The organism is Sphingobium sp. BHU LFT2 (assembly GCF_018604485.1).
Taxonomy (GTDB): Bacteria; Pseudomonadota; Alphaproteobacteria; order Sphingomonadales; family Sphingomonadaceae; genus Sphingobium; species Sphingobium yanoikuyae_A.
The window spans coordinates 966845-979424 of sequence record NZ_JAFCGW010000001.1; the positions used below are offsets into that span (position 1 = coordinate 966845).

The 12580-nt window shown below is 66.4% G+C and carries 11 protein-coding genes; 6 read left to right on the plus strand and 5 right to left on the minus strand.

The annotated features are described in order from the left end of the window. Position 1 precedes the first annotated feature (1 nt). Together JQK15_RS04850 and guaA are read left to right on the plus strand one after the other, a co-directional pair. Positions 2 to 1237, plus strand: coding sequence for a TCR/Tet family MFS transporter (locus tag JQK15_RS04850; RefSeq protein WP_214863776.1), 1236 nt, complete (start codon positions 2 to 4; stop codon positions 1235 to 1237). 182 nt (positions 1238 to 1419) lie between these two features. Next, a complete protein-coding gene (gene guaA, locus JQK15_RS04855; RefSeq protein ID WP_010336491.1) occupies positions 1420 to 2991 on the plus strand; it encodes a glutamine-hydrolyzing GMP synthase in 1572 nt (523 codons plus the stop codon). 111 nt (positions 2992 to 3102) lie between these two features. Here guaA and JQK15_RS04860 read toward each other — a convergent pair whose 3' ends face one another. Further along, complete coding sequence (locus JQK15_RS04860) at positions 3103 to 3939, minus strand: LysR family transcriptional regulator (protein ID WP_214863778.1); 837 nt, start codon at positions 3937 to 3939, stop codon at positions 3103 to 3105. 102 nt (positions 3940 to 4041) lie between these two features. Between JQK15_RS04860 and JQK15_RS04865 the strand changes: the two genes are divergently transcribed. Then, positions 4042 to 5502 (plus strand): amidohydrolase family protein, encoded by a 1461-nt coding sequence (locus tag JQK15_RS04865; RefSeq protein WP_214863780.1) that lies wholly within the window; start codon positions 4042 to 4044, stop codon positions 5500 to 5502. 4 nt (positions 5503 to 5506) lie between these two features. On the opposite strand, the gene JQK15_RS04870 is transcribed toward JQK15_RS04865, so the two are convergent. After that, a complete protein-coding gene (locus JQK15_RS04870) occupies positions 5507 to 6283 on the minus strand; it encodes a carbonic anhydrase (protein WP_214863782.1) in 777 nt (258 codons plus the stop codon). A gap of 96 nt (positions 6284 to 6379) precedes the next feature. Between JQK15_RS04870 and JQK15_RS04875 the strand changes: the two genes are divergently transcribed. Then, positions 6380 to 7564, plus strand: coding sequence for an aminotransferase (locus JQK15_RS04875; protein WP_214863784.1), 1185 nt, complete (start codon positions 6380 to 6382; stop codon positions 7562 to 7564). On the opposite strand, the gene JQK15_RS04880 is transcribed toward JQK15_RS04875, so the two are convergent. From JQK15_RS04880 to JQK15_RS04890, 3 genes are all read right to left on the minus strand, one after another. After that, complete coding sequence (locus JQK15_RS04880) at positions 7519 to 8031, minus strand: hypothetical protein (RefSeq protein ID WP_214863786.1); 513 nt, start codon at positions 8029 to 8031, stop codon at positions 7519 to 7521. The genes JQK15_RS04875 and JQK15_RS04880 overlap by 46 nt on opposite strands. Before the next feature lie 120 nt (positions 8032 to 8151). Then, positions 8152 to 8937: an SDR family NAD(P)-dependent oxidoreductase gene (locus JQK15_RS04885; RefSeq protein WP_214863789.1), complete on the minus strand. Its 786-nt coding sequence runs from the start codon at positions 8935 to 8937 to the stop codon at positions 8152 to 8154. A gap of 133 nt (positions 8938 to 9070) precedes the next feature. Beyond that, positions 9071 to 9901 (minus strand): alpha/beta fold hydrolase, encoded by an 831-nt coding sequence (locus tag JQK15_RS04890; RefSeq protein ID WP_214863791.1) that lies wholly within the window; start codon positions 9899 to 9901, stop codon positions 9071 to 9073. A gap of 131 nt (positions 9902 to 10032) precedes the next feature. Here JQK15_RS04890 and JQK15_RS04895 point away from each other — a divergent pair, with 131 nt between their 5' ends. Together JQK15_RS04895 and JQK15_RS04900 are read left to right on the plus strand one after the other, a co-directional pair. Next, positions 10033 to 11016, plus strand: a complete 984-nt coding sequence (locus tag JQK15_RS04895) for a GlxA family transcriptional regulator (RefSeq protein ID WP_069337461.1) — start codon at positions 10033 to 10035, stop codon at positions 11014 to 11016. Positions 11017 to 11093: 77 nt separating this feature from the next. Further along, positions 11094 to 12575 (plus strand): DNA recombination protein RmuC, encoded by a 1482-nt coding sequence (locus JQK15_RS04900; protein WP_214863793.1) that lies wholly within the window; start codon positions 11094 to 11096, stop codon positions 12573 to 12575. The last annotated feature ends 5 nt before the right edge of the window (positions 12576 to 12580 follow it).

Sequence of the window (12580 nt, forward strand, 5' to 3'; positions counted from 1 at the left end):
CATGACTGCCCCCGCCCATCCGCGCCGCACCGCCGCCATCGCCTTCATCCTGGTGACGGCGCTGCTCGACGTCATGTCGATGGGCATCGTCATTCCGGTGCTGCCGCAGCTGATCGAGACATTGTCCGGCTCCAGCACCAGCGCGGGCCTGTGGAATGGCCTGTTCGTCGCGCTTTGGGCGGCCATGCAGTTTCTCTGCTCGCCGGTGATCGGTTCGCTGTCCGATCGCTTCGGGCGGCGGCCGGTGATCCTGATCTCGGTCGCGGGGCTGGCGCTCGACTATGTGCTGATGGCGCTCGCGCCCAATCTCTGGTGGCTGGCGCTGGGCCGCATCCTTGCCGGCATCACCTCGTCCAGCTTCACCTCCACCTTCGCCTATATGGCCGACATCACCCCGCCCGAGGGCCGGGCGCGGGGCTATGGCCTGATCGGCGCGGCGTTCAGCGCGGGCTTCGTCGCCGGACCGCTGCTGGGCGGGGTGCTGGGCGAAATCTCGCACCGCGCCCCCTTCTGGGCGGCGGCGGGCCTGTCCGGCCTCGCCTTCCTTTATGGCCTCATCGTGCTGCCCGAATCGCTCGCCCCGGAAAAGCGCATGGCCTTCAGCTGGCGCCGCGCCAATCCTTTCGGCGCGCTGCAATTGCTGCGCTCGCACCCCGAGCTGTCGAGCCTCGCGATCGTCAATTTCCTCCTCTATTTCGCCCATCATCTCTTCTCGGCCGTGTTCGTCCTCTATGCCGGCGACCGCTATGGCTGGGGCGCCTGGCAGGTCGGCACCCTGCTGGCGATGGTCGGCCTGCTCGACATGGCGGTGCAGGGCCTGCTGGTCGGTCCGGTGGTGAAGCGGCTGGGCGACCGGACGACGATGGTCGTGGGCCTTGGCTTTGGCGCGGTCGGCATCGCCGCCATGGGCCTGGCCCCCACCGGCTGGCTGTTCGTCGCCGCCATGTTCCCCAATGCGCTCTGGGGCCTCGCCATGCCGACCATCCAGTCGCTGATGACGCAGCGCGTCTCCGAAAGCGAACAGGGCCAGTTGCAGGGCGCCAACAACAGTGTCGGCGCCATCGCAGGCATCGTCTCCCCGCTCTTCTTCGGCGCGGTCTATTCCGCCTCGGTCGGCCCCCGCCCGATCCTGCCCTTCATCGGCAGCGCCTTCCTGATCGCGGCGCTGGTGCTCGCCGGCGCCGCCCTGCTCGGCCGCGCAGCGGGACGCAAGCAGGATGATCCTGCGCCTGCCTAGAGCATTCTGAAGTCGGCTGGAACAGCCGACGACTCGCAGAATGCGGCAAACAAAAGGAAATCAGAGCATCATCCGATTTACCCTAATCGGATGATGCTCTGAACCGGGAAAACTGGACATATCGGGGCGGTGCGACTAACCGGGCGCGAATCCCTTCCCACGCTCGATATAAAGGCGATTCGATGACGCTGCCCCTTCAGGATTCCATCCTTATCGTGGACTTCGGCAGCCAGGTGACTCAGCTCATCGCCCGGCGCGTGCGCGAAGCCGGCGTCTATTCCGAGATCGCCCCCTTCACCCAGGCCCAGGCCGCGTTCGACCGCATGAAGCCCAAGGGCATCATCCTGTCCGGTTCGCCCGCCGGCGTGCCGGAGGAAGGCAGCCCGCGTGCGCCGCAGGCCCTGTTCGACGCCGGCGTGCCGATCCTGGGCATCTGCTACGGCCAGCAGGTGATGAGCCATCAGCTGGGCGGCGAAGTGCGTCCCGGTCACGAAACCGGCGAAGGCGGCGAATTTGGCCGCGCCTTCCTGACCGTGACCGAACCCTGCGCCCTGTTCGACGGACTGTGGGAAGTCGGCGAACGGCATCAGGTGTGGATGAGCCATGGTGACAAGGTCACGAAATTCGCGCCCGGCTTCAAGATCGTGGCGGTGTCGGACGGCGCCCCCTTCGCGGTGATCGCCGACGAGGAACGGAAATTCTACGGTACGCAGTTCCACCCCGAAGTCGTGCATACGCCCGACGGCGGCAAGCTGATCGCCAATTTCGTCCGCCATGTCTGCGGCCTCGCCGGCGACTGGACCATGGCCGAGTTCCGGCAGGTCAAGATTGCCGAGATTCGCGAACAGGTCGGCAATGGCCGGGTCATTTGCGGTCTGTCGGGCGGCGTCGACAGCGCGGTGGCGGCGGTCCTCATTCATGAAGCGATCGGCGACCAGCTCACCTGCGTGTTCGTCGACCATGGCCTGATGCGGCTGGGCGAAGCCGAGCAGGTGGTCAGCCTGTTCCGCGAACATTATGGCATCAAGCTCGTTCATGTGAACGCCGAGGAGCGCTTCCTGGGCGGCCTCGCCGGCCTCACCGACCCGGAAAAGAAGCGCAAGTTCATCGGCGGCGAATTCATCGCCGTGTTCGAGGAGGAAGCCGCCAAGATCGGCGGCGCCGACTTCCTGGCGCAGGGCACCCTCTATCCCGACGTCATCGAATCGGTGTCCTTCACCGGCGGGCCTTCCGTGACGATCAAGTCGCACCATAATGTCGGCGGCCTGCCCGAACGCATGAACATGAAGCTGGTCGAGCCGCTACGTGAATTGTTCAAGGACGAAGTGCGCGTGCTGGGCAAGGAACTGGGCCTGCCCGACATCTTCGTCGGCCGCCATCCCTTCCCTGGGCCGGGCCTTGCCATCCGCATCCCCGGCGAAGTCACCAAGGAACGCTGTGACATATTGCGCAAGGCGGACTTCATCTATCTGGAGGAAATCCGCAACGCTGGCCTCTACGACGCGATCTGGCAGGCCTTTGCCGTGCTGCTGCCGGTCCGCACCGTCGGCGTGATGGGCGATTACCGCACCTATGACAGCGTCTGCGCCGTGCGCGCGGTCACCTCGACCGACGGCATGACCGCCGACATCTATCCCTTCGACGCCGCTTTCCTCAGCCGCGTCGCGACCCGCATCATCAACGAGGTCAAGGGCATCAACCGCGTGGTGTACGACTACACCTCGAAGCCCCCCGGCACGATCGAGTGGGAATAAACCGGATTAAATGACCGTCCGGGGGACGGTCATCCGGTTTATTCGGCGCCGCAAGGTGCCGCACCACTTAGACCCAGTTGCGGCGGCGCGAGCCGCCGCAGCCCTTGCCGCTTACCGCTCCGCCAGAACTGCCGCCATCTGCGCGACCAGCTCTGCTGTCGGCCCGGTGTCGTCCCAGGCATAGAGCGACACGCGCATATCGGCCTCCGCCCCGAACGGCGCATAGAGCCGCACCGCCCGCCCGGCCGCCGCGCGCAGCGGCACCAGCGACAGGCCCATGCCCGCCTCGACCGCGGTCAGCACGCTGGTGAGGTCGCTGCCGGTGAAGGCGACATGGCAGCGCCGCCTTTCGCGCCCGATCCGGTCGAACATCGCATCGCGATAGAGGCCGCCCGCGGGAAAGGCGACCAGCGGCAGTGGATCGGGCCAGTCGCCCTGCCGGTCCGCGCTTTCATGCCAGCCGATCGGTTCGGCGAAACTCGCGCGACAATCGGCGCTCGGCGTCGGTTCCTTGACAGCGATGATGTCAAACTCGCCCGCGCGGTATCGGCGCGTGAGATCACGGCTGAGGCCAGTGGTGACGTCCAGCCGCACCGCCCGATATTGCTCGGAAAAACGGGCGAACACCCGCATCATGGCGCGACTGGCAATGTCGTCGGGCAGGCCGATGCGGATCGACGCGCTGCCGGCCGGATCGGCAAGCAGGCTTTCCGCCTCCTGCTGCAGCGACAGGATGCGCCTTGCATGGCCCAGCAGCCGCTCGCCCGCCGCCGTCGGCCGCACCGGCCGCGCCGCCCGATCGACCAAGACATGCCCCACCGCCTGTTCCAGCCGGCCGAGCTGCTGGCTGATGGTCGACTGGGTCATGTGCAGCCGCTGCGCCGCGATGGTGAAGCTGCCGCTGTCGGCGATCGCGACAAAGGCACGGAGCAGGCGCGGATCGAGCATGGCATTCCATTTGGATCATGAATGATTGCCATTCATATATGTTGTTTGTCGATGATGCAGCCCCTGCCTATCCTGCGCGCCGCACAAGAACCGGGGATTTTCATGAAGACGCTTCTCGCCGCGCTGCTGGCCGCCACTGCCCTGTTGCCCCTGCCCACCGCAGCGAAGGCCGCGCCGGCCCGCGCCGACCTGCTGATCCGCCATGCGACGCTGGTCGATGTCGAGCATGGCCGGCTGGTCCCCGACCAGGCGGTCGCGACCAGGGGCGACCGGATCGTCGCGGTCGGCAACGACGCCACGATCGCCGCCGCCTGGCGCGCGGGCAAGAATGTCGAGGCCAAGGGCCGCTATCTGATCCCCGGCCTGTGGGACATGCATGTCCATTTCGGCGGCGGACCGGAGCTGATCGAAGAGAATAAGGCGCTGCTGCCGCTCTATATCGCCAATGGCATTACCACCGTGCGCGATGCGTCGGGCGACCTGCCCTATGATGTGCTGCGCTGGCGCGGCGAAATTGCCGACGGGCGGCTGTTTGGCCCGACCCTGCTGAGTTCCGGCCCCAAGATCGAGGGGATCAAGCCGGTGTGGAAGGGCACGCTGGAAACCGGGTCGGAGGCCGATGTCGACCAGGCGATCGCCAAGCTGAAAGAACTGAACGTCAATTTCGTCAAGATCACCGACAGCACCCTTAAGCCCGATCTGTTCCTCTATGCCGTGCGCCAGGCGCGTGGCGCCGGGCTGCGCGCATCGGGGCATATTCCGATGGCGCTGACCGTCGGCCAGGCGATCGAGGCCGGGATCAGCTCGATCGAGCATATCGACTATGCGCACAAGGCGGGCGTGAAGGATGAGGCGCGGATCACCGCCGATTTCGCCGCCGGCAGGATCGACCGGGCACAGGCGAGCGCGCAACTGGACGCCGGCTTTGACGAAGCCACCGCCATGGCCGCCTATCGCGACATGGCGGCGCGCGGCGTGTTCGTGACGCCGACGCTCAGCATCTCGCGCACCGTCGCCTATCTCGACCAGAATGATCACAGCGCCGATCCCGAACTGGCCTATATCGGCCCGCGCCTGCGCAAGACCTATGACTGGCGGATCGAGCGCGCGGCAAAGGCCACGCCCGATCAGATCGCCCAGCGTCACGCCATCTACGAGCATAATGCCGCGATCCTGCCGCTGTTGCAGCAGGCCGGCGTCACCATCATGGCCGGCACCGATGCGGGCTTCCTCAACAGCTTCGACTATCCCGGCTTTGCCCTGCACCAGGAACTGGCGCTCTATGTCGATCGCGGCCTGACCCCGGCCCAGGCGCTGGCCAGCGCCACCCGTGCCGGCCCGGCCTGGTTCGGCCTGCTCGACCGCTATGGCGCGGTGGCGGAAGGCAAGCAGGCGGATATGGTCCTGCTGACCGCCAATCCGCTGGAGGATATCCACGCCACAAAAGCGATCGACGCGGTGATCCTGCGCGGCACGCTGCAGGACCGCGCCCGGCTCGACGCGCTGCTGGCAGAGACGAAGGCGAAGGTCGCCGCCTGGAATGCGGCGGCGACCCGGCCCTGACGGATCAGCCGCGCATCAGCATGTCGGCCGGCACCGGCAGCATGTCGACCTTGCCGGTCGCCACGTCATAGACGGCGGCGACCACCTTCAGCGTGCCCGCCTTCACCTTTTCCTCGATCACCGGTGAGGCGTTGACCAGCGTCGCCGCCTGCACCAGCGCATTGGTGCGGGTGACGATGGCCGCATCCTTGCTGCGGGCGAGATAGAGGGCGGGCAGGATCGCGGGGAAGAGCGCGCTGATCTGGCCCGGCACCTCGGGATTGTCGATCGCCGCCTTCACCGCGCCGCAATTGCTGTGGCCCATGACGACCAGCGCCTTCAGCCCCAGCACCGCAACGCCATATTCCAGGCTGGCGACGATTTCGGGCGTGGTGATGTTGCCGGCGATGCGGGTGACGAACAGCCGGCCGATATATTCGTCGAATACCATCTCCACCGGCACGCGCGAGTCGGCGCAGGAGAGGACTCCGACCACCGGCCATTGCCCCTCGGCCGCGCGCGCCTTGATGATCGACAGGTCCTGCAGATGGGCGGTCGGCTTGCCGGCGACGAAGCGGGCATTGCCGGCCACGATCTCGGCCAGGGCAGCGTCCGGCGTCATCGACGCATCCGGGCCATCGACGGGAGGCGCCGCCATCGCCGGCACGGACGGCAGAGCGGCCATGGCCACCCCGCCCGCCATCGTCATCGCTGTCAGAAAGGCGCGGCGGGAGGGTGCGGCGCCATCCTCCTCCTGCGTCCCGTGCAGCTGGTCATGCATGCCATCGACGTCCGAACACATGGGTCTGTCTCCCTGTGATGAGGAGGCGCCATGATGCCGGACCGGTTTGCGCAGGGCAATGGAAAGACCTAGACCGCTGGCATCGCCGACGATCCGATGGAGCCCCGCTTGCCCGACACCCGACTTGGCCATCCCGTCTATCGCGACATGCCGACCACCATTTTCGAGCATATGTCGGCCCGCGCGCGGGAAACCGGCGCGATCAATCTGGGCCAGGGCTTTCCCGAAGGGCCGGGACCGCAGGCAGTGCTGCAGGCCGCGGCGAATGCGCTGCTGACCCGCTCCAGCCAATATCCGCCGATGCCGGGCCTGATCGAACTGCGCACGGCGCTGGCCGATCATTATGCCGGGCGTCAGGGGCTGGACCTCAGCCCGCAGGAGGTCATCGTCACCTCCGGCGCGACCGAGGCTATCGCTGCCAGCCTGCTGGCGCTGGTGCGGCCGGGCGATGAAGTGCTGATGCTGGCGCCGCTCTATGACGCCTATCTGCCGCTGGTGGAGCGGGCTGGCGGCGTGGCGAGGGTGGTGAAGCTGACGCCACCGGACTGGCGCGTCACCCGCGATGCGCTGGAGGCGGCGATCACGCCCAAGACCCGCATCCTGCTGATGAACAATCCGGTGAACCCGACCGGCATCGTGCTGCGCGAGGAAGAACTGGCGCTGCTGGCGGACCTCTGCACCACCCATGACCTGATCGCGCTGTGCGACGAAGTCTGGGAGGAGACCGTCTATGACGGGCTGCCGCATCGCCCGCTGATCGGTTTTCCCGGCATGCGCGAGCGCACGGTCAAGATCGGGTCGGCGGGCAAGGTCTTTTCCGTCACCGGCTGGAAGGTCGGCTGGATGTGCGCCGCGCCGCCGATCGCCACCCTGCTCGCTCGCGCGCACCAGTTCCTGACCTTCACCACCCCGCCCAACCTGCAATGGGCGGTGGCGCAGGGGCTGGGCTGGCCCGATGATTGGCTCGGCAACCAGCGCGCCGCCTATCAGGCGTCGCGCGATCGGCTGGCGGCGGGGCTGATCAAGGCGGGCTATGTCGTGCAGCCGAGCGGCGCCACCTGGTTCCTGTCTATCGACCTGCCCGCGTCGGGCATCGCGATGGACGATGTGACCTTCTGCAACCGGATCATCGACGAAGCCGGGGTGGCGGCGATCCCTATCTCCGCCTTCTATCCCGACGATCCGGTCACCCATCTGGTCCGCCTCTGCTTCTCCAAGTCGGACGCGACGCTGGATCAGGCGATCGAGCGGCTCGCCGCCTTCCGCGCGAGCCTTGGCTGACGCAGGATCGCCGCGCCCAAGATCAGCATGACGATCAGCAGAAGGCCCTGCGCGGCGAGGAAGGGCGGCTCGGTGCCGGTCGGCGCCAGCCGGTTGAGCGCCGGCACCTTGAGGAAACCCTGCACGACCAGCACGAACAGGTTGAGCCACAAAGCGATGGTCGCGGTCACCGCATAAACGCCCCGCGCCCGGCCCCGCAGGCCAAGGCCGTAAAAGGCAGCGAAGGCGACGATCAATATCAGCGTCGAGAGGATACCGACGCCGATTGCCGGGGTGAAGCCGCGAAAGGGGAAGAGGAAGCCGGTCAGGCTGGTGAGCAGGGTCGTCACCAGGAACAGGCCCTGCATTTTGGGCAGGACATGTCCCTTGGCCATGGCCGGCAGGGCGACAAGGCCGCTGACGATGCCGATCAGGCTGATCGCGACATGCAGGGCGATGAAGGCGGGAATGGAAAGACCGAGGATCATGATGCTTCTCCCTGGAAAATTCCCGTCACCCCCGCGAAAGCGGGGGTCCATCTCCCAACGATGCATCCAGACGCAAGGCCAGGAGATGGATTCCCGCCTTCGCGGGAATGACGAAAGAGATCAGGCGGTCACCCGATAACGAGGCGCCGCATCCTTGAGCGACAGGTTGGGCCGAAGCGCGGCCCGCGCGGCGAGATAGGCGTCGAGATCGGCATTGTCCGGCAGGGCCGGAATGGTGATCGCCTCACCCATGTCGAGCCCGGCCAGCGCCGCGTCGACCATCACCTCGACATCCATCACCATGTGCGGCGGCAGGCCGGCAATCTGTTCCGCCGTCCAGATTGCGGTGCGGGTGATGCCGGGCAGCACTGCCTGCACCTTCACGCCCTTGCTGCCCAGTTCGACCTGCAACGCTTCGGTAAAGGCCAGCACATAGGCCTTGCTTGCGGGATAGACGGCGGTGAAGCCGTCCGGCATCAGCGCGGTGACCGATGTGATGTTGATCAGCGTGCCCGCGCCCCTGGCCGCCAGCCGCGGCGCAATGGCGCGGGACAGCCGCGTCACCGCCAGGATGTTGAGGTCGATCAGGCCGGTGAGATAGGCCGGGTCGGTCTCGACAAAGGCCTGTTCCCCGGCGATGCCGGCATTGTTGACCAGGCCGGTGATCGCGTCATCGTCGCGCAGCCGCGCCTCGACCCGCGCCAGATCGTCGGCCTTGGCCAGATCGGCGGCGATCACCTCGACGCTGACTCCGCTGTCGGCGTGCAGGCGGGCGGCCAGCGCCTCCAGCTTCTCGGCGCGACGAGCGACCAGGATCAGATTGGCGCCGCGCTTGGCGAAGCGATCGGCATAGACCGCGCCGATACCGTCCGACGCGCCGGTGATGAGGATGGTGTCTTGGGTCATGGGATGTCTCCTTTGAAAGACTATTTTCCCGTTCGGGCTGAGCGAAGTCGAAGCCCTTGCCTGAGCGAAGCGAAGGCATCTCGCTCCGCTCGGTGGAACCCTTCGACTTCGCTCAGGGCGAACGGTATTTGTGTCAGCCGTTGATGAAATCGAGCAGGTCGGCGTTGAACCGGTCCTGGTGAGTCTGCGTCAGCCCATGGTCGGCGCCTTCATACACGATCAGCACCGCATCCGTAACGATCTTGATGGTGGAGAGGGCCGCCGCGCCGATCGGCACGATCTGGTCGTCATCGCCATGCAGGACCAGCGTGGGCACATCGACCTTCGCCAGGTCGGCATGGAAATCGCTTTCGGAAAAGGCGCGGATCGAGTCGAGTTGCCCCTTGAGGCCGCCCATCATCCCCTGCCGCCAGAAATCTTGCACAATGCCTTCGGAGATGACCGCGCCATCCCGGTTATAGCCGTAGAAGGGGATGGTCAGATCCCTGAAGAACTGGCTGCGATTGTCGAACGTGCCCTTGCGGATGCCGTCGAACACGTCGATCGGCAGACCGCCGGGATTGGCTTCGGTCTTCAGCATCAGCGGCGGGACCGCGCCGATCAGCGCCAGCTTGGCAACCCGGCTGGTGCCATGGCGGCCGATATAGCGGGTGACTTCGCCGCCGCCGGTCGAATGACCGACCAGGATGATGTCAGACAGGTCCAGCGCCGCGATCAGATCGGCCAGATCGTCGGCATATTGGTCCATATTATTATTGTCCCACACCTGGTCCGACCGGCCATGGCTGCGGCGGTCATGGGCGATGGTGCGGAAGCCCTGATTGGCGAAATAGACCATCTGCGCGTCCCAGGCGTCGGCGCTGAGCGGCCAGCCATGGGAGAAGAGGATCGGCTGGCCGTCGCGCGGTCCCCAATCCTTGTAGAAGATGCGGATGCCGTCCTTGGTGGTGACATAGTTGCTCATGTGAAATTCCCTTCTTCTGTTCCAGAAGGGCGTCCTTCACGCCCTGTGCTTGCAGAATTACTGGCAATGGCGGAGGATCGGGATTGGCGGTTCCGACATTAAACGGGCCGATTCCGACAAAGGATCAGCATATGGCCGACAGCAGTCTTCCGCGCGCCGAAGTGGGCATATTGCTCTATCCGGGCTGCCAGCAGGCGATGGTCCATGGCATGACCGACCTGATCGACATTGCCGGGCAGTTTTCGGTCCAGCATGGCGGCCCGGTGGTGCGCGTCAGCCATTGGCAGATGGGCGATGACGGCTGCTTTGCCCGCAGCCATGACACGCATGAAGGATTGGGCGGCACGCCCGACATCTGGCTGGTCCCCGGTCGCCTGACCGGCGTGCCCGAGGCGGAGGAAGCCGCGCCCTATGCCCGCTGGCTGCTCGATCGCCATGCCGCCGGCGCTACCCTTGCCTCCAATTGCGGCGGCGCCTTCCTGTTGGCGGCGACCGGCCTGCTCGATGGTCGCCCCGCCACCACCCACTGGTGGTTCGCCGACGCCTTCCGCACCCGCTTCCCGGCCGTGAAGCTCGATTGCGACCGCATCGTCATCGACGATGGCGATATCATCACCGCCGGCGGGCTGATGGCCTGGACCGACCTTGGCATGCGGCTGGTCGACCGGCTGCTCGGCCCGACGGTGATGCTCGACACCGCCAAATTCCTGCTGATCGACACGGCCGGGCGCGAGCAGAAGCATTTCGCCCGCTTCCTGCCGCGCCTGACCCATGGCGACGAGCCGATCCTAAAGGTGCAGCACTGGCTCGCCGCGCGGGAGGCGAAGGCGGTCAGCGTCACCGAGATGGCGGCGCAGGCCGCGCTGGAGGAGCGCACCTTCCAGCGCCGCTTCAAGGCGGCGACCGCCATGACCCCGATCGAATATGTCCAGCATCTGCGCGTGGCGCGGGCGCGCGAGCATCTGGAATTTACCCGGCGCACGATCGACCAGATCGCCTGGAGCGTCGGCTATGAGGATGCCGCCGCCTTCCGCAAGCTGTTCCACCGCTTGGTCGGCCTGTCGCCGGGCGACTATCGCGCCCGCTTTGCCGCGCCCAGCGCACAGGCGGCATGACGGCACAAACAAGGAAGGTTCTTGCGACCTTCGACGCGGCCCGCTAAGTTCCCGTTTCGTTCCCAAAAAGGATAGTTATGGACAGCCTCGCCGCCCTTCTCATTCCCGTCGCGCTGCTGATCGGCCTCGCCGTCGGCTGGCTGCTCAAGGGCAAGGCGCTGGCGCCGCTGACCGCCGAAAGGGCCGATCTGACCAGCAAGCTCGACATTGCAACCGCCCAGCGCAACGGCGCGATCGCCGAACTGGCGGTGGAGAAGGAACGGGTCGCGCAGGGCATGAGCCAGTTCGCCCGGCTCGAATCCGCGCAGGCCGCGTCCGAACAGCGGATCGAGGCGCTGCAGGCCGCCGCCAGCCAGCGCATCGAGGCGATCCAGACCGAGCGCGAGGCCGCGCTGCGCGAGCTGGCCGCGCTCCAGTCCGACATCCATGCCCGCACCCAGGCGTTCGAGCAGCAGATTGCGGCGCTCAAGGATGCCAAGGAACAGCTCTCCGCCCAGTTCAGCGAAATCGGCGGCAAATTGCTCGAATCCGCCCAGACCCAGTTCCTGACCCGCGCCGACCAGCGCTTCGCCCAGGCGAGCGAGAAGAGCGAGGCGCAGTTGAAGACGCTGCTCAACCCGGTCGAAACCACGCTCAAGCGTTATGAGGAGGGCCTCGCCCGCGTCGAGAAGGACCGGGTCGGCAGCTATGCCGAACTGCGCGAAGCGGTGCAGCAGGTTCATCTGGGCCAGGGCCAGGTGCGCGAGGAAACCGCCAAGCTGGTCAATGCCCTGCGCGCCGCGCCCAAGACGCGCGGCCGCTGGGGCGAGCAGCAGTTCAAGAATCTCATCGAAACCGCCGGCCTTTCCCCCTTCGTGGACTTCAAGGAGGAAGTGTCGGTCGCGGTCGAGGACGGCCGCCTGCGCCCCGACTTCGTCATCAACCTGCCCGGCGACCAGCAGATGGTGGTCGACGTCAAATGCTCGCTGGTCGCCTATCTGAACGCGGTCGATCAGGTCGATCCGGCGCTGCGCGACGCCCATATGCTCGACCATGCCCGCGCGATGCGCACCCATGCCGATGCATTGGGGCGCAAGGCCTATTGGGAACAGTTCGACAAGGCCCCCGACTTCGTCATCATGTATGTGCCGGGCGACAATTTCGTCACCGCCGCGCTGGAGGCGGACATGGAGCTTTGGGAACGCGCCGCCAAGAATCGCGTCATCATCTGCGGCCCCGCTACCTTCCTGCCGCTCGCCCGCACGCTGGCGGGCCATTGGCGCCAGGCCAAGATGCAGGAACAGGCGCAGCAGGTCGGCCAGCTCGGCAAGGAACTCTATGAGCGCCTGTCCGTCGCCGCGACCCACCTCAAGCGCCTCGGCTCCGGCCTCAACAGCGCAGTCTCCAACTATAACAGCTTCATCGGCAGCTTTGAGACGCGTGTCCTCTCCACCGGCCGCAAGTTCCGCGATCTCGACATCGAGACCGGCGGCAAGGAGATCGAGGCGATGGAACCGCTCGACGTCCTCGCTCGCGACGCCCAGGCCGAAGAGGCGCGCGCGCTGCCGGCGGCCGAATAAGATCG

What these genes read in the sequence shown, in the direction of transcription:
- JQK15_RS04870 (WP_214863782.1), bottom strand. Translation starts at nt 6,283, where the DNA reads ATGTGTTCGGACGTCGATGGCATGCATGACCAGCTGCACGGGACGCAG.
- JQK15_RS04885 (WP_214863789.1), bottom strand. Translation starts at nt 8,937, where the DNA reads ATGACCCAAGACACCATCCTCATCACCGGCGCGTCGGACGGTATCGGC.
- JQK15_RS04895 (WP_069337461.1), top strand. Translation starts at nt 10,033, where the DNA reads ATGGCCGACAGCAGTCTTCCGCGCGCCGAAGTGGGCATATTGCTCTAT.
- JQK15_RS04850 (WP_214863776.1), top strand. Translation starts at nt 2, where the DNA reads ATGACTGCCCCCGCCCATCCGCGCCGCACCGCCGCCATCGCCTTCATC.
- JQK15_RS04875 (WP_214863784.1), top strand. Translation starts at nt 6,380, where the DNA reads ATGGAGCCCCGCTTGCCCGACACCCGACTTGGCCATCCCGTCTATCGC.
- JQK15_RS04880 (WP_214863786.1), bottom strand. Translation starts at nt 8,031, where the DNA reads ATGATCCTCGGTCTTTCCATTCCCGCCTTCATCGCCCTGCATGTCGCG.
- JQK15_RS04890 (WP_214863791.1), bottom strand. Translation starts at nt 9,901, where the DNA reads ATGAGCAACTATGTCACCACCAAGGACGGCATCCGCATCTTCTACAAG.
- guaA (WP_010336491.1), top strand. Translation starts at nt 1,420, where the DNA reads ATGACGCTGCCCCTTCAGGATTCCATCCTTATCGTGGACTTCGGCAGC.
- JQK15_RS04900 (WP_214863793.1), top strand. Translation starts at nt 11,094, where the DNA reads ATGGACAGCCTCGCCGCCCTTCTCATTCCCGTCGCGCTGCTGATCGGC.
- JQK15_RS04865 (WP_214863780.1), top strand. Translation starts at nt 4,042, where the DNA reads ATGAAGACGCTTCTCGCCGCGCTGCTGGCCGCCACTGCCCTGTTGCCC.
- JQK15_RS04860 (WP_214863778.1), bottom strand. Translation starts at nt 3,939, where the DNA reads ATGCTCGATCCGCGCCTGCTCCGTGCCTTTGTCGCGATCGCCGACAGC.